The 19,062-nt window shown below is 60.1% G+C and carries 18 protein-coding genes; 9 read left to right on the top strand and 9 right to left on the bottom strand.

From position 1 onward, the window contains the following. Nucleotides 1-155 precede the first annotated feature (155 nt). Both B060_RS24365 and chpT read right to left on the bottom strand, forming a co-directional pair. A complete protein-coding gene (locus B060_RS24365; RefSeq protein ID WP_236621650.1) occupies nucleotides 156-2,321 on the bottom strand; it encodes an AsmA family protein in 2,166 nt (721 codons plus the stop codon). A 102-nt stretch (nucleotides 2,322-2,423) separates the two neighbouring features. Next, a complete protein-coding gene (gene chpT / locus B060_RS0111885; RefSeq protein ID WP_236621649.1) occupies nucleotides 2,424-3,161 on the bottom strand; it encodes a histidine phosphotransferase ChpT in 738 nt (245 codons plus the stop codon). 208 nt (nucleotides 3,162-3,369) lie between these two features. Between chpT and cysK the strand changes: the two genes are divergently transcribed. From cysK to B060_RS24360, 5 genes are all read left to right on the top strand, one after another. Next, complete coding sequence (cysK, locus tag B060_RS0111880; protein WP_018082009.1) at nucleotides 3,370-4,341, top strand: cysteine synthase A; 972 nt, start codon at nucleotides 3,370-3,372, stop codon at nucleotides 4,339-4,341. 184 nt (nucleotides 4,342-4,525) lie between these two features. After that, nucleotides 4,526-5,845: a DUF2336 domain-containing protein gene (locus tag B060_RS0111875; protein WP_018082008.1), complete on the top strand. Its 1,320-nt coding sequence runs from the start codon at nucleotides 4,526-4,528 to the stop codon at nucleotides 5,843-5,845. Between the two features lie 277 nt (nucleotides 5,846-6,122). After that, nucleotides 6,123-6,554, top strand: coding sequence for a Ros/MucR family transcriptional regulator (locus B060_RS0111870; RefSeq protein WP_018082007.1), 432 nt, complete (start codon nucleotides 6,123-6,125; stop codon nucleotides 6,552-6,554). 458 nt (nucleotides 6,555-7,012) lie between these two features. Next, nucleotides 7,013-7,519 (top strand): motility/cell cycle regulatory protein MopJ, encoded by a 507-nt coding sequence (gene mopJ / locus B060_RS0111865; protein ID WP_026172778.1) that lies wholly within the window; start codon nucleotides 7,013-7,015, stop codon nucleotides 7,517-7,519. Between the two features lie 243 nt (nucleotides 7,520-7,762). Then, nucleotides 7,763-8,194 (top strand): helix-turn-helix domain-containing protein, encoded by a 432-nt coding sequence (locus tag B060_RS24360; RefSeq protein ID WP_236621648.1) that lies wholly within the window; start codon nucleotides 7,763-7,765, stop codon nucleotides 8,192-8,194. Here B060_RS24360 and B060_RS0111855 read toward each other — a convergent pair. Genes B060_RS0111855 through B060_RS0111845 form a run of 3 tightly spaced genes read right to left on the bottom strand, consistent with a single transcriptional unit; the run spans nucleotide 8,175 to nucleotide 10,685 of the window. Next, nucleotides 8,175-8,531, bottom strand: a complete 357-nt coding sequence (locus B060_RS0111855) for a HepT-like ribonuclease domain-containing protein (RefSeq protein ID WP_018082004.1) — start codon at nucleotides 8,529-8,531, stop codon at nucleotides 8,175-8,177. The genes B060_RS24360 and B060_RS0111855 overlap by 20 nt on opposite strands. 10 nt (nucleotides 8,532-8,541) lie before the next feature. Further along, on the bottom strand, nucleotides 8,542-8,835 hold the full coding sequence (locus B060_RS0111850) for a nucleotidyltransferase family protein (protein ID WP_018082003.1): 294 nt from the start codon (nucleotides 8,833-8,835) through the stop codon (nucleotides 8,542-8,544). A 32-nt stretch (nucleotides 8,836-8,867) separates the two neighbouring features. After that, entirely contained in the window at nucleotides 8,868-10,685 is a 1,818-nt protein-coding gene (locus B060_RS0111845) for a sensor histidine kinase (RefSeq protein ID WP_018082002.1), read from the bottom strand. A 249-nt stretch (nucleotides 10,686-10,934) separates the two neighbouring features. On the opposite strand from B060_RS0111845, the gene B060_RS0111840 reads away from it, so the two are divergent. Then, nucleotides 10,935-11,720 (top strand): sensor histidine kinase, encoded by a 786-nt coding sequence (locus B060_RS0111840; protein WP_018082001.1) that lies wholly within the window; start codon nucleotides 10,935-10,937, stop codon nucleotides 11,718-11,720. A 270-nt stretch (nucleotides 11,721-11,990) separates the two neighbouring features. On the opposite strand, the gene B060_RS27605 is transcribed toward B060_RS0111840, so the two are convergent. Together B060_RS27605 and B060_RS0111830 are read right to left on the bottom strand one after the other, a co-directional pair. Beyond that, nucleotides 11,991-12,161 (bottom strand): hypothetical protein, encoded by a 171-nt coding sequence (locus tag B060_RS27605; RefSeq protein WP_018082000.1) that lies wholly within the window; start codon nucleotides 12,159-12,161, stop codon nucleotides 11,991-11,993. Between the two features lie 134 nt (nucleotides 12,162-12,295). Next, on the bottom strand, nucleotides 12,296-12,643 hold the full coding sequence (locus B060_RS0111830) for a VOC family protein (protein ID WP_018081999.1): 348 nt from the start codon (nucleotides 12,641-12,643) through the stop codon (nucleotides 12,296-12,298). 228 nt (nucleotides 12,644-12,871) lie between these two features. Here B060_RS0111830 and B060_RS0111825 point away from each other — a divergent pair, with 228 nt between their 5' ends. Continuing rightward, entirely contained in the window at nucleotides 12,872-13,282 is a 411-nt protein-coding gene (locus tag B060_RS0111825; RefSeq protein WP_018081998.1) for a SufE family protein, read from the top strand. A 6-nt stretch (nucleotides 13,283-13,288) separates the two neighbouring features. Here B060_RS0111825 and B060_RS0111820 read toward each other — a convergent pair whose 3' ends face one another. Next, nucleotides 13,289-14,266: a hypothetical protein gene (locus B060_RS0111820; protein WP_018081997.1), complete on the bottom strand. Its 978-nt coding sequence runs from the start codon at nucleotides 14,264-14,266 to the stop codon at nucleotides 13,289-13,291. Nucleotides 14,267-14,368: 102 nt separating this feature from the next. Here B060_RS0111820 and B060_RS0111815 point away from each other — a divergent pair, with 102 nt between their 5' ends. Together B060_RS0111815 and B060_RS0111810 are read left to right on the top strand one after the other, a co-directional pair. Beyond that, a complete protein-coding gene (locus tag B060_RS0111815) occupies nucleotides 14,369-14,692 on the top strand; it encodes a DUF1491 family protein (RefSeq protein WP_018081996.1) in 324 nt (107 codons plus the stop codon). Between the two features lie 337 nt (nucleotides 14,693-15,029). Next, nucleotides 15,030-17,873, top strand: a complete 2,844-nt coding sequence (locus B060_RS0111810; protein WP_018081995.1) for a beta-L-arabinofuranosidase domain-containing protein — start codon at nucleotides 15,030-15,032, stop codon at nucleotides 17,871-17,873. A gap of 28 nt (nucleotides 17,874-17,901) precedes the next feature. Here B060_RS0111810 and B060_RS0111805 read toward each other — a convergent pair whose 3' ends face one another. Continuing rightward, nucleotides 17,902-18,861 (bottom strand): cation diffusion facilitator family transporter, encoded by a 960-nt coding sequence (locus B060_RS0111805; protein ID WP_018081994.1) that lies wholly within the window; start codon nucleotides 18,859-18,861, stop codon nucleotides 17,902-17,904. Nucleotides 18,862-19,062: the final 201 nt, after the last annotated feature.

Below are 19,062 nucleotides of genomic sequence, written 5' to 3'. Positions count from 1 at the left end.
GGAAAAGCGAGGATGCGCATCGCCATTATGCCGACTTATCTATGTGCCCTGCCAGACAGGACGCGTTTTTTTTAGCAACAGAAAGCGTGTCAGGCGTGTCGTGTCTATAAAAGCGCGCAAAACATCCGCACCTTATTCCTGTTCCGGCTTTGCGCCTATTGGCGGCCGACCGGCAGCGGATTGGCTTTTTTCGCCGCCGGTTTCAGCGTCGTCGGCGCACCCTGTTCGCGGGCATCTGACATGACGTCGGCGCAGTTGGCATTCTTGGCGTAATCGAGATTGACGAACGGCAAGATTGTATTGAGCGCCACGGCCAGCCCGCCCTGCACCACAGCCGCGCCGGGATCGACGCCAATTTTCGGCGCCGACAGATGGCCGCCCACCACGATAGGTACATTGACACGGATCAGGCGGAACTTTTTCGGCTTGCCCTTGAAAGCCAGTTTCAGGCTCTCATCCTGCAGATTTATGCGGCCTGAGCCATTCACCCGCACCACGCCGGTATCGAACACGATGTTCTGGCCCCGCATGACGCCATTCTGCACACGGAAATCGGCGATGGCGCAGCGCACATCGGTCTCGTGTCTGTCCTTCGACAGCAGCATGAACACGCCCTTGGTGGCATTGACGCCCATCAGTTCGGCGAAGCTCTGGCGGATCGTGCCGCCGGGCATGACCAGCGTCATCTGGCCGTCGGCGGTCGAGGCCGCCTTGTGGACCGAGTTGCCGGTGCCGGTGGCGCGCACCCGCGCATTGAGAATGCCCTCGAGCGGCTTCGATCCGCCGACCGTCGGCAGGAAGTCCTGCACCGCCAGGCCGGTCAGGCGCATATCGATGGTGTTGATCTGGACGTCTTTGCGGGCATCGATGCGCGCCGTGCCCTGCAGGCGGCCACGCGGGAAGCTGAAATCGATCGGGTCAAGGATCAGCAGGCCGTGGTCGAGATTGACGTTCAGGCTAACCTCACGCAGCGGCATGTCGCTATGGGTTTTAACCGACATAGCGCGATAACGCACCTTGGCGTCCATATTGCGCACGCGCTCGATATCGAGCGTGGCGTCGGGCAGCAGGCGGCGCGCCACGGCAGCGGCGGTCGGGGCGGCGGAAAGTTCGGCCTTTTGCGGCGTATTGGCGGAGGTGGCGCCGAACAGCGAGCCGAGATCCTTGAAATCGAGCCGGCGCGAACGTAGATCGCCGGTCAGATAGGGGCGGCCTTTGGTGCGGGTATCGACCTTCATAGTCCCTTCGAGATCGCTGCCGCCGACGCGACCCTTGATAGCCTTGACGTCGTAGATCAGCGCATTGCGCGTCACCTGGGCGGCGATCTTGTAGGCCGGTGTATTGGGCAGGGTCAGGCCAGTCAGATCGTAGAGGTCTGCCAGATTGCGGCCGCTGACCGTCACGGCGCCGTCAATCTGACCGAGATTGAAGGGATGCAACACGCGGCCTTTCGCCGTGACGCGGGTATCGCCTGCGCGCACGACCATGTCGAACGGGTAGGGCACGTGGGTGCGGACATTGAGCAGCGGTCCGCCGGTGGCGCTGAGGTCAAAGGCGCGGCCGTTCAGCTTGCCGTCGCCGGTCAGATCGAACGCCTGACGCCCGCCTGCCGCCTTTTCATGGGCATTGATTGTACCGGTGAAGTTGAACCGGCTCTTCGCATGGGTGACGGTCAGCTTGCCGTCATTGATGATGAAATCCTTGATCGGTGGCAGCTTGGCCGGCTGGCTTTTGGCCTTGCCGTCACCGAAGTTCCAGTTGGCGCGGCCGGTCTTGTCCGAATAGAGAATGAGGTTGGGTCGGTCGATCTGCAGGCGCGGCAGCACGATGCGGCCGATAAAGACCGGCATCAACTCGGCGGTGACCGCGACCGTGTCGATCTCGGCGAGATTGCCTTTCAAGCCGGCGCTGGCGCCCCAGTCCGGCTGGCCGATACGGAGACCGCCTATCGTGGCGCTGGGGGCGAAGCTGAACAGATGGACGCGCAGATTGCCATCGATATGCACCGGGCGATACAAACGGCCGGAGGCGATGGAGGCCACCATCGGTCGCGCCCAGTTCCAGTTCGGCTGCGCCAGGAATAGGATTATGACACCCAGCACCAGCACGACGGCGGCGAGCACGCCCTGAACCCAACCGGGCAGATGACGCAGACGTCTCCACAGGGCATGGCTGAGGCGATTCGTGCCCGCTATAAAAGCCTGCCAGCAGGCAGTGATCGCCGTCTTCGCGCGCTCTAAATGGGATGGTGGCGAAGCGTCAGGCGCCGGTTGCGGCGCCTGTGTTTCCGGCTCATCTGGTTGTTTTGGCTCGTTCCGCAAACGCAGGTCCCGTCAGAAGCATCATGATGCTCCCCCGAGCCTGGCTGTCACAGCGTAGGATGGCGGCTGTTAGGAATCGATGTGAATCGCGCCGCGGCCTGATCAGGCCGGGAGGAAGATTTTGAACGACAGCGAATCGACATCGGTGGTGTAGTCGAGCGTGCCGCGGGCTTCGTGAACCACGCTGTAAAGCCAGTGCGGCTGAATCCACTGGCCGTTGAGGCCATCGCCCAGCGGCAGGCCGGTCAGGCCTTCGATGGCTTCGGCCTTGAGGCGGGCACGCGGGCCACGTGATTCGGCGGTGATGGTCATGCCGTCATCGCTCTTGACGGCTTCCAGCTTCGCCTTGCCGCCGGTCGGCAGCGAATTACCTGCCAGCAGGCCCAGATTGAGCAGGGCGCGCGAGGCCGGCTTGTCGAACAGCATCTGCGGGTCGATGGCGAAGTCGAGTTCGGCGCGCATGGTCGAATACATGTCGCCGAGGATTTTCTCCAGTTGGCTGCCGCTGAAGGCTTCCGAGCTGGTGGCGGCGCCGAAAGCGACGCGGGCGAAATGGACCAGGGTCACCATCTTCTTGGCCGAGGCAGCGATCAGGTTGAGCGCCTCCTGCTTCATATCCTGCGCGGAAGGATCTTCGAGCAGGTCGAGGCCCGACATGATGGCGCCGGCCGGTGAGATGAAATCATGACACAGCTTGGCGACCAGTTGGGTGGCCAGATCGTGCGAACTGATATTGGCCGACGCCGGTGCGGTATCCACATCTGTCTCGACGGGTGCGCTGGTTTGCGCTGTCGCTTCGCTGTCAGAACGCGTAAGGTTCGGTGTTGACAGATCATCCATGCTCATCATCTTATCCCGTCTCGTCGGTATCGGCTTCAGTTTAGCGTGTCTCACCCGAACTGTGAGGTGATTTGCCTTAACGGGGAAGCCAGGAAGCGCTAAGATGTTTTTATAAGTCTTAACGAGAGGTTAACCAGAGCGCACGCGCGCAGGTTCGATCCCTTAGAAACCGTCATTTATAACAAAAAGCCTAACCGGAGACTCCCTCATGGCTGATGCAACCAACCCGCTTGCCCGCAAAGGTCGCGGCAAGATTTTTGATTCGATTCTCGACACCATGGGCGATACGCCCCTGATCCGTCTGCCGCGCCTGTCGGCTGAATATGGCGCGAAAGCCACCGTGCTGGCCAAGCTCGAATTCTTCAACCCGATGGCCTCGGTGAAAGACCGCATCGGCGTCTCCATGATCGAGGCGCTGGAAAAGTCCGGCAAGCTGAAGCCGGGCGGCACCATCATCGAGCCGACCTCGGGCAATACCGGCATCGCCCTGGCCTTCGTGGCCGCCGCCAAGGGCTACAAGATCACCCTCGTCATGCCGGAATCGATGTCGATCGAGCGCCGCAAGATGCTGCTGCTGTTGGGCGCCAAGCTCGAACTGACCCCCGCTGAAAAGGGCATGCGCGGCGCGGTCAACCGCGCGCAGGAATTGCTGGCCGAAATGCCGGAAGCGGTGATCCCGCAGCAGTTCGAGAACGAAGCCAACCCCTATATCCATGAAATCTCGACCGCCGAGGAAATCTGGAACGATACCGATGGCGCGGTCGATGTGGTCGTGTCGGGCGTTGGCACCGGCGGTTCGATCAGCGGCATCGGTCATGCGCTGAAAAAGAAGAAGCCTGCGGTGAAGATGATCGCCATCGAACCGGAAGCCTCGCCGATCCTGTCGGGTGGCGAGCCCGGTCCGCACAAGATTCAGGGTATCGGCGCCGGCTTCATTCCGGGGATTCTTGACCGCGGCATCATCGATGGCATCGAAACCGTGTCGAACGACGCGGCGTTTGCCATGGCGCGTAAGTCGGCCCGTGTCGAAGGCCTGCCGGTCGGTATCTCCTCCGGCGCGGCGCTCGAAGTGGCTTTCCGCCTGGCCAGTCAACCGGAATACGCCGGTAAGACGATCGTGGCGATCATTCCGAGCTTTGCGGAACGCTACCTCAGCACGGCTTTGTTTGACGGGCTTTAAGTAAGTCAGACACCCCACCACCCCAGTAAATTGGGGCGGGTAAGATATGAAACCCTTATACCTCCCCATCTCTGATGGGGAGGGGGGCCGCAAGCTCTTGCGCAGCGGTGGTGGGGTTTCTTAGTTTTCATCGCACGGCCGGTTGTTATACAAATGATTAACGGATGACGGCCATGATGCCGTCATGTCGAACGCCGTGCTCTCACCCCGTATCCATCAAGACGCCGTTGCCGAGGCGGAAGCCGGTGTGGCGGGCGAAGGCGCTGAGGGCGCCGGATCCGCTGAGCTGGTCAGAATTTTCGACGACATCATCGCCGAAGCACCCCAGCCGGACTTCAAGGCGCGCCATGTGCTGCTGCGCCGTCTGGCCGACGTCGTTTGCCTGCCGGAAAGCCGAATCAACGCCTTTGAACGCGCCGTCACGGCGGATTTGCTGGTCGAAATGCTGCGCGAATCCGCGCTGGTCGACCGTATCCGCGTGGCGAAGCGCGTCAGCATCCTGGCGGAAATTCCCAATTCTCTGATCCGTATGCTGATCATCGACGACGCCGAGGCCGCGCGTCCGCTGATCGAGGACTGCGAATCCCTGACCACGGCCGACCTGCATTACTGCGCCCGCTTCGGCAATCGCCAGCACCATCTGATCCTGGCCACGCGCAAGGAACTGGACAGCATCCTGTGCGAATTTCTTGTCGATACCGAGGACGTGTCGATCATCGAGGCCCTGCTGAAGAACCTGCGCGCCAGGTTATCGCAACCGGCGCTGGAAGCCGCCGTGGCCATGAGCCAGAACCATCCGCAGCTCATCCCGCTGATCATGCGTCGCGCCGAATTGCGCCCGTCATCGGCCTATGTGCTGTTCTGGTGGGCGGAAACCGATGTGCGCCGCCTGATCCTGACCCGCTTCGGCGTCAACCGCGAAATCATGCAGGATATGGCGGGCGACGTCTTCGCCATGATGGCCACCGAAAAATGGCAGGACCCGTTGGCGCGCAAGGCTCTGCAGTTTATCGAGCGCCGCCAGCGTAATCGCGAGGCGCTGGAAAAAAGCCCCTACAGTTCATTGGAAGCCGCCATCGCCGAGGCTGCGAAGCTGGGCATGACGCGCCATATGGCCGAGGAAATATCCTACATGGCGGGCATCAAGCCCTCGACCGGCGCCAAGCTGATGCGCGATCGGGGCGGCGAAGGTCTGGCGGTCCTGTGCAAGGCCACTGGCCTGTCGAAGAAGGCGCTGCGGGCGCTGTGGAAAGCCCTGCGCCGTCCGTTGCGCAATGCCGAAGGCCAGATGCACCCGCATCTTGCCGAGGTTCTGATCACCTACGATATCCTGGCGGTCGATCGCGCCCAGACGGTGCTGCGTTACTGGAACTGGGCGCTGTCATCGGCCCTGACCCACGTCATGCTACGCGCGATCTCCAGCGGCGAAGACGTTGATCTGGAAGCGCTCAGCGTGCCCCAGCGCGCGGCCATGCTGGCTTTCGCTCAGGATCTTAAAAGTTAAACCAGGAACGCATGGCCGTATTTTTAGCGCTATCGCTGTCGCTGCTTGAGCGCAGGCGGCTTTCACGCAGGCCCCAAAGGTTAAGCCAACAGCAAGAGCTGATTCGTTTATTGGGCGAGCTGTATTGCCCTTTATAACATTCAAAGGGCCATTTTCAGGTTTCCGGTAAGTAATTATACAGCCTTAACTGCACAGCCTCGCTTTTTTTTGAAATGAAGGCTTGAATATTGCAAGACGGTGGCTTAGGTAAAGAGCACATATTTCAAAGGATGAATGAATGGAAAGCAAGACTGATACCTTGGACATGACGGCGGACATCGTTTCTGCGTTTGTCGGTAATAATTCGGTGCCGGCCAGCGAATTGCCTTCGCTGATTCAGAGCGTCTATGCTGCATTGAACTCCATTTCTTCCGGTGAAGAAACCAAGATCGAAGCACCGAAAGAGCCGGCTGTTTCGGTCAAGAAGTCGATTTCTTCTGACTACATTGTCTGCCTTGAAGACGGCCGCAAGTTCAAGTCGCTGAAGCGCCACCTGCGCACCAAGTACGGCATGAGCCCCGAAGACTACCGCGCCAAGTGGAACCTGCCGAAGGATTACCCGATGGTCGCCCCGAACTACGCCAAGGCCCGTTCGGACCTGGCCAAGCAGATGGGCCTGGGCCAGGGTGGCCGTCAGGTGACCCGCAAGCCGCGCGCCGCCAAGGTTTAAGCCTTTTCCGGTTACGTTTTATAAAAAAGCCTCGGTCGCAAGACCGGGGCTTTTTGTTTGCCTGATGCGGTCCCTCTGCCGACAAGCGGGGAGCTCACTTTATTCTTGTGCCTCCCCGCTTGTCGGTGAGGGGGCATTGCGTAGCGATGGTGGTGGGGGTTCTTTACTTTTCCCTGCTCCAATTTTTTGATTCAACTCGTTTTTTTATGACGCTACCGGTATTATTTCCTGTGGCCAATTTGACTCTGTAAGGTAGCGTTAACCCTTTTTTGCTTGCCAAGGAATCACCAGTTAAGAGAAGGTGAATTTGGGTGATTCGCGGGCCGGGACTGTTTTTTTACAGACTCGATTCAAGTGTTCGCGTCTTGTTCCATTTTTGAGTTGTATACGCGAAATGTTGTTTTCTTGGCTTCCCAAGTGAAACCTGATTTGGCGAAGGGGCAGACGAACTTATACTGATGGCTGGATTAGCTTCCGAAATGTTAGCGGCCTTACGCTCCCATGAGGACATCTTTCGTTATTGGAAGGGTTTGCGTCGTCGCGGCAAGTTGCCATCGCGCCAGGATCTCGATCCGGTGGCGATCAAGCGCCGCCTGCCCACCATCAGCCTGATCGACGTGCTCGAGCCCCATCCTCACAATCGCCCCGAACTTTTCCGTCAGCGTCTGGCCGGCACTGAGCTGTTCAGCGCCTATGGCGAAGAGATCACCGGCAAGATGCTCGATAACATCTATACCGAACCCGAGGCGCAATACTGGGCCGAACACCTGACCTTCGTGGTCGAAACCGGCAAGCCCAATGTCGGCCTGCATTCGATGGCGTGGCGTGGCGCGCGCGGTCTCAGCCTGTTCTGGCTGCGCCTGCCGTTGGCGTCCGATGGCGTCAATGTCGATATGATCCTGGGGCACGACGCCCTGATCGGCAAGATCGATCTCCTGCAATCGGGCATACGCTCCGCCTCCTGATCCAGGCTGTTGCCCCTTTTCCTCCCCCTTTTTCGCATCACGGCCCTTTTATCCCCGCCTTGCCGGTATCTCAATGGGAGCGCAACCTTTGAGGCTTAATAAATTTATAACGCCGTATGCGTGTTTAAAAAAAGAAATAAAGCCTATTTATATTTTCTAATAGGAAAGTTATCCTCTCATTTTGGAGCCCGCCTATCCTGTGTCCGTGGCCTGACCACAGGCAGATGAGGAAGGGAAAATGCGATGATAAAAGCTCAAGCAACGACCATGATGACGGCCGTGACGGCGGGAAACGGCAGCAGCGTACAGCCGCTCTGCACCGCCGGGATGGGTCAGATCCGGGCGCAATTCATCATGGATCTGGTGGCGCTGGCCACCGGTGTGCCGGCGGCGCAGATCCGCTCGGAAACCCGCAACAATGCCCGTGCGGCGCGGGCGCGCCAGATTGCCATGTATCTGGCCTATGTCAGTTTTCAGTGGCCGCTGGCGCGCATCGGCGCCGCCTTTGGCCGTGGTCGCACCACGGCCGGTTACGCTTGCCGCCTGGTCGAGGACCTGCGCGATGATCGTGGTTTTGATAGCCGTCTCGATCGTCTCGAAACCTGTCTGAAAAACGCCCCGGACCCGTTCGACGTCAAACTGCTCGGCACCAACCTTATGGAGATGGTGGCCTAAGGGAGATGTTTTGAATCTCTCTTGCGGCCTCTTCAAGATGTGCCAGATGGGTCTCGACAATGTTCCAGATGATCAGAGCTTCGACGCGCTGGTAATCGTGTCGCAGCACATTGCCAATGCCGGCGATTTCCGTCCACGGTACATTCGCCATCATCAGCTTGGTCTCAGCCGGAATGTGCCGGCTGGCTTCTGAAATGATCTCAAGGCCGCGCTCTGTCGCCTTTTGCAGGTGCCAGGTCGCGGCAAAGCTCTCAAAGCTATGGCCTGCCAAGGTTTGGCGGATGCCTTCGATGGCGTCGAGAATGTCCTGCAGACGCGCATCGAGTGTTCTGGCCATGGTTTGACGCTCAAAAAACCTGGAGGGCGGACTGCTCGATGCCGGCCCGCAAGGCGGGGTGCAAACTGCCGCGCGTCATGACATCGGCTGGATTTTGCAGCAGATGGCTCAGGTGGTTTTGTACACTGATCAACTCGATCAAACTGAATTTGGGATCGTTAAAATCAAAAAACAGATCAATATCGCTATGCGCTTCGGCTTCATCGCGCGATACGGATCCGAACAGATACAGGCGCTCAACGCCGAGCTTTTTGAGCTCAGCCTCATGGTTGCGCAGGGTATGAAGAACTGCGTCGCGTTTCATGCCGCCATATTAGGGCAAATTGCGCCCGTCGCCTAGCTTTTCGGCGGGCGGATAACGAAATCGCTGAAGCTCGACAGGCCTTCGGGCGTGTGGTGGATATCTTCCAGCGGATTGTGGCTGAGCGTGGCGTTCTGCGCCGCGCGCACAAAGGCTTCCAGCGATTGCACCACGCCCGCCGGCTCCGGCTGAACCGGCACCGGCATGGGTAGTTCAGGCTGTTCCTCAGGTTTTACGACCGGCAGGCTGACCCGCACGGTGGTGCCTTCGCCAAGCTGGCTGCTGAGCGTCATGGTGCCGCCCAACAGGTGCGCCATCGACTTGACGATGGAGAGCCCAAGCCCGGTGCCCATGGCGCGCTGCTCAGGCGTGCCCGATTGCTCATAGGGCTGGCCGATACGGCTGAGATCGTCGGGTGCGATGCCGATGCCGGTATCAGCGATCAGGATGTCGACACCTGCTTCGGTCGGGCTCAGGGTCAGCGTCACATGGCCGCCCTGGGGGGTGAATTTCACGGCGTTCGACAGCAGGTTAAGGCAGATCTGCTTGATGGCGCGCTTGTCGGCGGTCACCATCACCGGCATCTGCGGCATATGGCTGATGATGTCGATGGCCTTTTCATGCGCCTGTCCGCGGATCAGCCGCAGCGCCGCCGACACCGACTCGCGCATGTCGAACCCTTCCAGCGTCAGCTCGTATTTCTGCGCTTCAATCTTCGACATATCGAGCACGTCATTGATCATATCGAGCACATGCTGGCCGGATTCCCAGATAAGCTGGGCGTATTCGGCATATTTCGGCGGCATCTCGCCGAAAAGCTGCATGCGCATGATATCCGAGAAACCAATTACCGCGTTGAGCGGCGTGCGCAGTTCGTGGCTCATGCTGGCGAGAAATTGCGTCTTGCCCTGGTTGAGGCTCTCGGCCTCGACGCGCGCCGCCTCCAGCGAAGCCTCATGGGCATGCGACAGCGAGCCATCTTTCATCACACCATAGAGTCGGTTGTCCTGGCCCCGGCGCAAACTCAGCAGCACATAGTGGTCCATGGCGGCGTGAGGGGTGAAGCCGATATCGGCGCGGCCTTCCATAATGGCCTGTTCGATGGCCGCCTTGACGACGATACGATCGGGCACATGGGCCGAGGCCGACAGGCCCAGTTGCAGCAGGGCTTTCAGATCGAGACCCGCCGGCGCCTCGCCATAGGCGGAGACGACGCGGCCATCACCATCGACACAGATGAGCAGGCCCGGTTGCTCGGTCAGCATGTTGAGCAGGCGGGCGCGGGCGTCTTCGGCGTCAATGGCGCGTTCCGAACGCATACGCAGGGCGGGCAGCACGGCCAGACCGAGGCCCGCCACCATCGAGACATTGGCGATGACCGACAGCCAGAAGCCTTCCTGATCATCGGGCAGGCGGATGCCATGCCACATGCTGACCATGATGGCGAACAGCGTGACGCCAAAGGCCAGCGATGCGCCGAGCGTAATCAGGGTGCGCTGGTTGAGCACCACGGCGGCCAGCAGGGGCAGGGCGCACCACGCCGCCAAAGGCCCGGCAATGCCGCCGGTCAGGGCCACGGCGATAAAGGCGCAGCCGGCCCACAGCCACATCAGCCCCTGGCGCATCACCTGGCTGTCGCGGCTGAGCAGCATGACGCAGGCCGCGCCCGGCACGGTGATGGCCACCATGGCGCCGACGACGAACAGCGAGGCCGGCAGGAACAGCAACCCCAGAAGGCCGAGCAGCGTATAGCCCGACCAGCACAGGTGCCAGACCATGACGCTCAGGCGCAGGGACTGCAGGCCGCCCTGGGCGGGCGGGGCTTCGTCCTGAAAATAGGCGTTGAGCGACACGCGGAGAGTTGTCCTTTGAGCTGTGAGACGCCCCCACAGGAGTGATGAGCGGTAAACCTTTGGATTTTAGCCATAAATGCTGAAATGCCCAAACCTATCTCTTGATACGGGAAGAATCGTTTCCAAGATGCTGCCAGCCGGGTCTTTTTCACAGCTATCGTCGTCCGTGTAACCTATACTTAAGACCGTGCGGCTAGACTGCAAGCTTAAGTTCGCGTCATGAGCCGCGCGAAGTTCAGGGTACTTTTTATGTCTTTCCAGACGTCCATATCAGGGGCGTCCGCTCAAGGCCAGACCGCGGAAACGCCGAACTGGAACCTTGAGGCGGCGCAGCAGGCCGACAAGGATGTCGCCAAGCGCGCCTTCCTGCGCATGGTCAGCCACGAACTGCGCACCCCGCTCAACAGCATCATCGGCTTTTCGGATATCCTCAATCAGGAACTCTATGGCCCGCTGGGCTCGCCGCAATATGTCGAATATGCCGGCATTATCCGCGACAGCGGCAACAAGCTTTTAAATCTGTTCAACAACTTCATCGATATTGTGCGGCTGGAAGGCGGCGGCGATCTCAAGCCGGCACCCGAACGCGTGCTGCCGGCCCTGCAGGACGCCATCTCCAGGGTGCGCAATCTCGCCACGGCGCGCGCTGTCACCCTGTATAACCGTATGCTTGACGACGAGCTGATGGCCGTTTCCGATCCGCGCGGCCTGGCCTCGTGCCTCGATCATCTGCTGCGCAACGCCATCGATTTCACCGCCGAGGAGGATACGGTCGAGATCAATGCCCGCCCGACGGCGGATGGTCATGTCGACATCACCATTTTCAACCGCGGCAATGCCCCCGATCAGGCCGATATCGAACGCCTGATGCGTCCGTTCGAGCAGGGCGATAACGCCGTCAACCGCGTCCACGAAGGCGCCGGTCTGGGCTGGGCCATCGTCAAGCTCAACGCCGAGGCCATGGGCGGCGCCTTTGGTGTCATATCGCGTCAGGGTGAGGCTTTGAAAGCGATCCTGCGTTTGAAGGCTGCCTAGGCGGGGCTGCCGTCTCTATTCCCAAGCGATCAAAGCAAAAAAACACTTTCTCGCAGATGCGAAACGTGGTATGACAGCGCTGTCATTAGTTGTGTAAACGGTCAGCCCGCAAGGCTTGTCCGCAGGATTAGAGTTATGAACGTGTTTAAAAATATGGTTGTGCGTCTGGTTGTGAGCTGGGCAAAAGCCCACAGAATGCCCGTTTCTGAGTAACGGCACATCGGCCAGCTAGATACCGCGCTCATCCGTAAAGGGCTGCGCAGATAACGCTTAGTGCGGCTTCCCGCCCGACATCCTGACCTTCGAGGCCAGGTCGATCAACTGGCCGGTACTCATGGCGCCTCGCCCATCGACCTGCCAGAGCGGTGACGCCTTCAGGGGCGTTATGCTGAACCCTGCATCCCGCAGTCCATCGACGATTCTGGCAACAGCATCCGTCATAGTTCAAGCCTCCTTACAATTACGCTTTACAAACTCTGCTTAGCATGAGTCGCGCAAATGACGTAAAAAGGTTAATAGCGGTTAAGGCTTACCCACAAGGGTGTAACGGCCGGAATATCTGTGTCCGGAGGCAGCTATTCCGCCGGTGGTTCCCACAGCTCGATCGGGTTGCCTTCGGGGTCGTGGATGCGGGCGAAGCGGCCGGTTTCCGGCGTGTCCCACGCGGGGTCTTTCACAATCGCAATGCCGGCGTCTGACAACTGAACCAGCAAGGCGTCAAGGCCCGTGACCCGCAGGTTCAGCATATAGGCCTTCGCCGCCGGGAAATAATCCGTGGTCCTGGCGAAAGGCGCCACGATGGTCGGGCCCGCCGACTGCTGCCAGTCATAGCCGCCGACGCCGAGGTGCTTTTGATACCAGGCCGAAAGCGCCTTGGGATCGTCCGAGCGGAAGAAAAAACCGCCGATACCTGTTACGGGCATAGTCGTGTTCCTTATCGTGCGTGTTTGGCAAAACGGCCAGTTCGATAAACCTACATCATTTGAGCAAATTTCAAAGAGAGGCTGTGACGAGGGGGCGATCGTGAAATCTGTGCTGATCTGGCTTATCTGTGGATCACCCTTCCTGCACATCGCCGCTTGAACCCCGCGACGTAAATCGACATATAGGCGCGAGTCTCACCACGCCTGTCTGATCGAGAGCGCACCCTTATGTCCGAATTTCAAGCCCGCCTGAACGACCTGCTCGGTGAATTCGAGTTGTTCGATGACTGGGAGGACCGCTACCGCTACATCATCGACCTCGGCAAGGATCTGACGCCCCTTGAAGACACGGAAAAAACCGACGCCACCAAGGTGCTCGGCTGCGCTTCGCAGGTCTGGCTGATGATCGATCCGGCGCCCGAAGGGATACTGCGTTTTCGCGGCGAGTCCGACGCGTTTATCGTCAAGGGGCTGATCGCGGTGCTGGTGCGGTTGCTCGATGGTTTGCCGTATAACGAGATTCGGGCCTTCTCGATCCGTGACACCCTGACGAAGCTCGGCCTTAACGAAGCGCTGTCGTCACAACGCACCAACGGCCTGATGTCGATGGTCGAGCGCCTGAAACGCGCGACCGCCTAAAGCGCTCTAAAGCGCCGTATTGGGATGATGGTTGGTATAGCTCGACGGCAGGGCGACATAGCTTAGGCCGGTCAGGAAATCGCCGACCTCGAAGCGGGCATAGAGCGGCCCGTCGGCAGTGTTGAATTCCACCACCATATCCTCGCGCGGATCGAGTTTGGCGATCGCCATCCAGGCGCGGGCGGGAAAATCAAAGCGCAGGGCATTCTCCGGCACCTGCTTGCCGACGAAATCACCGGTCAGCGAGAAGCCGGCCAGGTTGGTCTTCACCTCCGGGTGCAGGGCCGCGGTCGTCTCGGCGATGTTGCGCGCCATGAAGCTCAGCGAACTGTAGTCGTTGAAGCCGAGCGGCATCTCCGTCGTCAGGCCATAGGGGGTGCGCTCGATGCGGCCGACTGTGACGATATCGGTGTTGCGCACCAGAAGGCGGGCGCTGTAGGGGCGCACACCGTCATGGAAGCCGGCCATCAGGGTGAAGCTGTTCTGCTGCAGGGTGCCGTAGAGCCCGAAGGCCAGATCGGCCTTATCGGTGTTCTGATACTGCACCAGCCGCCAGGCAGTGTCGTCGGTAAAGGCGCGGTTGGCGGTCCATTCGGTGCGCCCACTGTTCCAGGCGACATGCGGCAGGGCCATGAAACGACGGTAGCCGCCGCGCGCGATCTCGGCCTCCGAGGCCAGTTGCGGACTGGCGCAATCGGTCTGACCGGCGGCGATGCGGGCCTTGTCGAGCCATGGCGCCAGATAGGCCATGCTGAGGCCGGCGCGCAGGGCATCGTTGCGGGCTTGCAGGTAACCGGCCTTCAGCGCCTGCGACGTGGGGGCGTCTAACAGGCGGCAGCGGGCATCGGCCTGCATCATGTAATAGCGCTTGACCACCGGCAGCGTATAGTCGTCCGCCGTCCGGGCCAGCAGGGGCGCGGTGAAACCGGCCAGCATGACCGAGGACGCAAGGACGAGCTTTTTTAACAACGGGCGGAGGGTCATAAACGGCTTTACAGGGGCGCTAAGGCATGGCTTTACGGAAGATATCGGGTGCCAATATAGCCGATCTGGCTTTAAACGGCGTTTCCAAGCAAGGTTAGCCAAATGTTACTTTCAGCCGATCTGTGGGTCAGCGCCTTGTTGCGGCGGGTGTCGCAGGCGGGCAGTTTCGCCTATATCGCGCGCCGCGGTGACAAGTCGTATGGCTCGGTGCTGGTCAAGGTACTCAATCTGCGCACCCGCGATCTTTACGTGCTGCGCGAGGCGCAAAAGGGCGAGGAAACCGTGTGGATGCGTCCGGTCGAGACGCTGAACGAGGCCGATCTCGACGCCTGGATCGCGCGTCAGGCCAAGTATGATCCGGATATCTGGGTGGTCGAGATCGAGGACGCCGAAGGCCGGCATTTCCTGACCGAGACGGTGGAGTAATCCTATCCTCTCCTTCGAAGCGGGGAACCTATCGCCAAAATGAGCTGAATAGGCAGCAATCCGGCGGATATCCGTGTCTTTCCGTGTCGCATCGCTTGCGATGCGCATCCGTGCCTTATCCGTGTTCCCGCTTAATCTTCTGAGCAGGGTAGGAATGACGATCAAGACAAGAGGAACACGGAAAGGCACGGATGCCTTTTAATGCCTCAGGCGAGGTCTCAAAGACTATGCTCGCCTGCGGGCGCTTCCCAGATCAAAGTGCGGCGCGTGGCTTGCCAAGGGCAATTGTCTGAGTTAATTGTATATGATATAATTTGTTCCAGAAAAGAAATGCCACGTGTCCAGGAAATTTTTCGCCGAAACCCGCCCGCATCAGTGTGAAACCAGTTGTCCTTGCGCCACCGATGTCAGCCGCCGCACCTTTTTTGCCGGCGTGACGGGCGCTGCGCTTTTCACTTCTATCGCCCCCTTCGCCACCGCCTCGCGCGCCGAGGATAGCGCTGTTAATCTGGCAAAGGTGGCCAAGCCCTCCACCTCCTATAATTCCGGCGACACAAGGGTTTCCGCGCTCAATGACGGCAACAGCCCCGCCAGTTCCGCCGATGCGGAAGCCGGCATGTACGGCAACTGGCCCAAGACCGGCACCGAGTGGGTGCAATACGACTGGAGCCAGCCGGTCACCACCAACAAGATCGAGGTCTACTGGTGGATCGATGGTCAGGGCGTCGGCGCGCCGAAGGCCTGCCGCATCCTCTACTGGAACGGCACGGCCTATGTGCCGGTAAAGAACGCCAAGGGTTTGGGTACTGAAAAAGATACCTTCAACGTCACCACCTTCGACGAAGTTAAAACCGACCGCCTGCGCCTCGAAATTATCTCCGACGGTACGCTCTCGACCGGCATCATCGAATGGCGCGTCATGAGCTCCGGCGCCATCCCGCTGTTTGCCCCGGCTGTCGCGGCGGGTATTGACCGCACGGTGGTCATGGGCGGCAAGACCTATCTGCGCGGCAAGGCCGAATGGCTGACCTCGACGGCCGACGCCGGCACCTTGTGGCGCAAGGTCTCCGGCCCCGGTGACGTCACCTTCGCCGATCCGAAGGCCCCCGTTACCAGCGCGCAGTTCTCGGCGCTGGGTGATTATGTGTTGGAGCTTGAGGCCCACACCGGCGGCCAGGTCAGCCGCTCGACGCTGGCGGTCCATGCCCAGGCCGCACCGCCGGCTGAGCGCCTCGATGTCGTCTACACCAAGCGCTACAGCATCGACAGCCCGCTGTGGAACACCCGCGCCAAGACCCTGATCGTCAACTGGATTCCGCACGTCATCGACTATTGCGAACGCACCGATCTCAAGATCGGCAATGGCGGCATCGATAATTTCATCGAGGCGGCCAAGGCCAATCGCGGCGAGCCTCACGCCCCGCACAAGGGCTATGTCTTTTCCAACGCCTGGGTGCTGGAAACGGTCGAGGCCATTTGTATCGCCCTGATGGTCGATCCGCAGGGCGACAAGGACATGATCAAGGCGCAGGCCCATATGCAGGCCACGCTGGAGCGCTGGATTCCGATCATCCTGGCCGCGCAGGAGCCCGACGGTTACCTGCAAACCGCCAAGACGCTGGCGACCAAGCAAGCCTGGCCCGAGCGCTGGTCACCCGATCATCGCTCGGATCATGAAGGCTATATCGCCGGCTATTTCATCGAATCCGCCATCAACCACCACACCCTGACCAATGGTCAGGATCTGCGCCTCTATAACGCCGCCAAGAAGCTGGCCGATTGCTGGGTCGCCAATATCGGCCCCGGCAAGAAGGAGTGGTTCGACGGTCACCAGGAAATGGAACAGGCGCTTGTCCGCTTCGGCCGTTTCGTCAACGATGAAGAAGGTAGTGGAAAGGGCGACGCCTATATCGCACTGGCGAAGTTCCTGCTAGAATCGCGCCGCGGCGGTCAGGAATACGACCAGAGCCATCTGCCGCCCGAGCAACAGTATGAGGCCGTCGGCCACGCCGTCCGCGCCGTCTATTTCTACTCGGCCATGGCCGATATCGCCGCCGAAACCGGTGACCGCGATTACCAGAGCGCCGTGGCGTCGCTGTGGGACAACATGGTCAACCGCAAATACTATGTCACCGGCGGCGTCGGTTCGGGCGAGACCTCGGAAGGCTTCGGACCGGACTACAGTTTGCGCAATGGCGCCTACTGCGAATCCTGCTCAAGCTGCGGCCTGATCTTCTTCCAGTACAAGATGAACCTGAGCTACCACGACGCCAAGTACGCCGATCTCTACGAGCAGACGATGTATAACGCGCTTCTGGGCTCGACAGATCTGGAAGGGCGCAGCTTCTGCTACACCAATCCGCTGGTCAATACCGAGCGCACCCTGTGGCACGTCTGCCCGTGCTGCGTGGCCAACATCCCGCGCACGCTGTTGATGATGCCGACCTGGACCTACGTCAAGGACAAGGCCGGCCTCTATGTCAACATGTTCGTCGGCTCGAAGATCACGGTAGAGAAGGTGGCCGGAACCGATGTCGAGATGGTGCAAAAGACCGATTATCCGTGGAATGGCGCGGTGGCGATCACCGTCAACCCCAAGCAAAGCAAGACCTTCACCCTGCATGTCCGCGTGCCGAACCGCCACACCAGCGCGCTCTATACCGCCGTGCCGGCGATCAAGGGCCTCAAGGGCTTCACAGTCAATGGCCAGGCTTACACGCCGCAGATCGTCAACGGCTACGCTTTGGTCACGCGCGAATGGAAGGCCGGCGATACGGTCGCCTTCGAGATTCCGATGGAGCCGCAGCGCATCTATGCCGATGAGAAGATCGAGGCCGATCGTGGTCTGGTGGCGCTGGGCTACGGTCCGCTGGTTTATAACGTCGAACTGGCCGACCAGAAGAGCATCACGCAGGCCTTGAGCAACGCGCGGATCAAGGCCGAATGGCGTCCCGATCTGTTGGGCGGCGTGGTGGCCCTGACCGGCAAGTGGGCCGATGGTTCGGCCATGTTGGCCATCCCCAACTATGCCCGCATGAACCGCATCGGCGGGGCGGCGAGTGAAATGGGCGCCGGCGATATCGACTACGCGCCCGGCACCAAGACCGCTGCGGCCGAGGTCGGGCCGCGCCAGCGCTTCACTGGCCTGCAGTCGCAGGTGTGGATCAAGGCGCAGGCATAAAGCGCCTGCAAAGCCGGGGAGGTGGTGTTTAGACCACCTCGTCCGGTGCCAGGGCGCAACTGTGCGCGCTGTCGCTCATCTCGATCTGCACCGTGGCGTGGATAATGCCGTGGTGGTGCTCCAGTTCCTCGGCCAGCTCATGCAGGAAGGCGTCGCCCGGATGACCGCCGGGCATGGTCAGGTGCGCGGTCAGGGCCACCTCGGTGGTGCTCATGCCCCAGATATGCAGGTCGTGGACATCGGTGACGCCCGGCAGGCCGCACAGAAACGCCTTCACCTTGTTGAAGTCGATATGCGGTGGCACGCCCTGCAATGACAGCCGCACCGAATCGCGCAGCAGGCCCCACGTCCCCCAGACGATGACGAGTGACACCACGATGCTGAGCGTCGGATCGAGCCACGCCCAGCCGGTCAGCAGCATGGCGAGACCGGCGATCACCACGGCCGCCGAAACCACCGCATCGGCCGCCAGATGGGCAAAGGCCGCCTTGATATTGAGATCGGATTGTCCTTGGGCGAACAGCCAGGCGGTGAAGCCATTGACCAGAATGCCGGCGCCGGCCACCCACATGACGATGTCGCCCTGAACGGTTTCATGGCCGGAAAAGCGTTGCACGGCCTCCCAGATGATGCCGCCGACCGCCACCATCAGCAGGACGGCGTTGAAAAGCGCCGCCATGATCGAAGCGCCGCGGAAGCCATAGGTGAAACCGGCGACCGGCTTCTTTTTCGCCAGCCACCACGCCGCCCAACTGAGGATCAGCGAGATGACATCGCTGAAATTATGCCCCGCATCGGCCAACAGGGCCAGCGAGTTGGCCTTCAGACCATAGACGATCTCGGCGACGATAAAGGCGGCGTTGAGCGCGGCGGCCCACAGAAAGCGCGTGCCGAAATCGGTCGGGGCGTGAGAATGGCCATGCCCGCCGTGGGAATGGCCATGGCCATGGTCATGAGAATGGTCGTGAGCGTGATGATCGTGCGCCATGGCGGTTTCCGGCAGGGTAAAACCTGACGCTAATCGTTTTTTACGATCGCCGCCAGAGGTGATTTGAAAATGCGAAAAAATACAATGACTTAATGTTATAACCTACAGATCATAGGCAGGGCATTTTGTTCGCGTTAAGGTTGTAAAAAGCGCTGAAAACGCGGACTTAAGCTGCGGCTTCTTTGTGCACAGCATCGAGAA

Source organism: Asticcacaulis benevestitus DSM 16100 = ATCC BAA-896 (genome assembly GCF_000376105.1).
Classification (GTDB): Bacteria; Pseudomonadota; Alphaproteobacteria; order Caulobacterales; family Caulobacteraceae; genus Asticcacaulis; species Asticcacaulis benevestitus.
The sequence above is the reverse complement of the archived record's forward strand: the minus strand, read 5'-3'. Positions and strand labels throughout refer to the sequence as shown.

Coding starts and splice junctions, on each gene's coding strand:
- chpT (WP_236621649.1), bottom strand. CDS start 3,161: ATGGATGATCTGTCAACACCGAACCTTACGCGTTCTGACAGCGAAGCG.
- cysK (WP_018082009.1), top strand. CDS start 3,370: ATGGCTGATGCAACCAACCCGCTTGCCCGCAAAGGTCGCGGCAAGATT.
- B060_RS0111875 (WP_018082008.1), top strand. CDS start 4,526: ATGTCGAACGCCGTGCTCTCACCCCGTATCCATCAAGACGCCGTTGCC.
- B060_RS0111870 (WP_018082007.1), top strand. CDS start 6,123: ATGGAAAGCAAGACTGATACCTTGGACATGACGGCGGACATCGTTTCT.
- mopJ (WP_026172778.1), top strand. CDS start 7,013: ATGGCTGGATTAGCTTCCGAAATGTTAGCGGCCTTACGCTCCCATGAG.
- B060_RS24360 (WP_236621648.1), top strand. CDS start 7,763: ATGATAAAAGCTCAAGCAACGACCATGATGACGGCCGTGACGGCGGGA.
- B060_RS0111855 (WP_018082004.1), bottom strand. CDS start 8,531: ATGGCCAGAACACTCGATGCGCGTCTGCAGGACATTCTCGACGCCATC.
- B060_RS0111850 (WP_018082003.1), bottom strand. CDS start 8,835: ATGAAACGCGACGCAGTTCTTCATACCCTGCGCAACCATGAGGCTGAG.
- B060_RS0111840 (WP_018082001.1), top strand. CDS start 10,935: ATGTCTTTCCAGACGTCCATATCAGGGGCGTCCGCTCAAGGCCAGACC.
- B060_RS27605 (WP_018082000.1), bottom strand. CDS start 12,161: ATGACGGATGCTGTTGCCAGAATCGTCGATGGACTGCGGGATGCAGGG.
- B060_RS0111830 (WP_018081999.1), bottom strand. CDS start 12,643: ATGCCCGTAACAGGTATCGGCGGTTTTTTCTTCCGCTCGGACGATCCC.
- B060_RS0111825 (WP_018081998.1), top strand. CDS start 12,872: ATGTCCGAATTTCAAGCCCGCCTGAACGACCTGCTCGGTGAATTCGAG.
- B060_RS0111820 (WP_018081997.1), bottom strand. CDS start 14,266: ATGACCCTCCGCCCGTTGTTAAAAAAGCTCGTCCTTGCGTCCTCGGTC.
- B060_RS0111815 (WP_018081996.1), top strand. CDS start 14,369: ATGTTACTTTCAGCCGATCTGTGGGTCAGCGCCTTGTTGCGGCGGGTG.
- B060_RS0111805 (WP_018081994.1), bottom strand. CDS start 18,861: ATGGCGCACGATCATCACGCTCACGACCATTCTCATGACCATGGCCAT.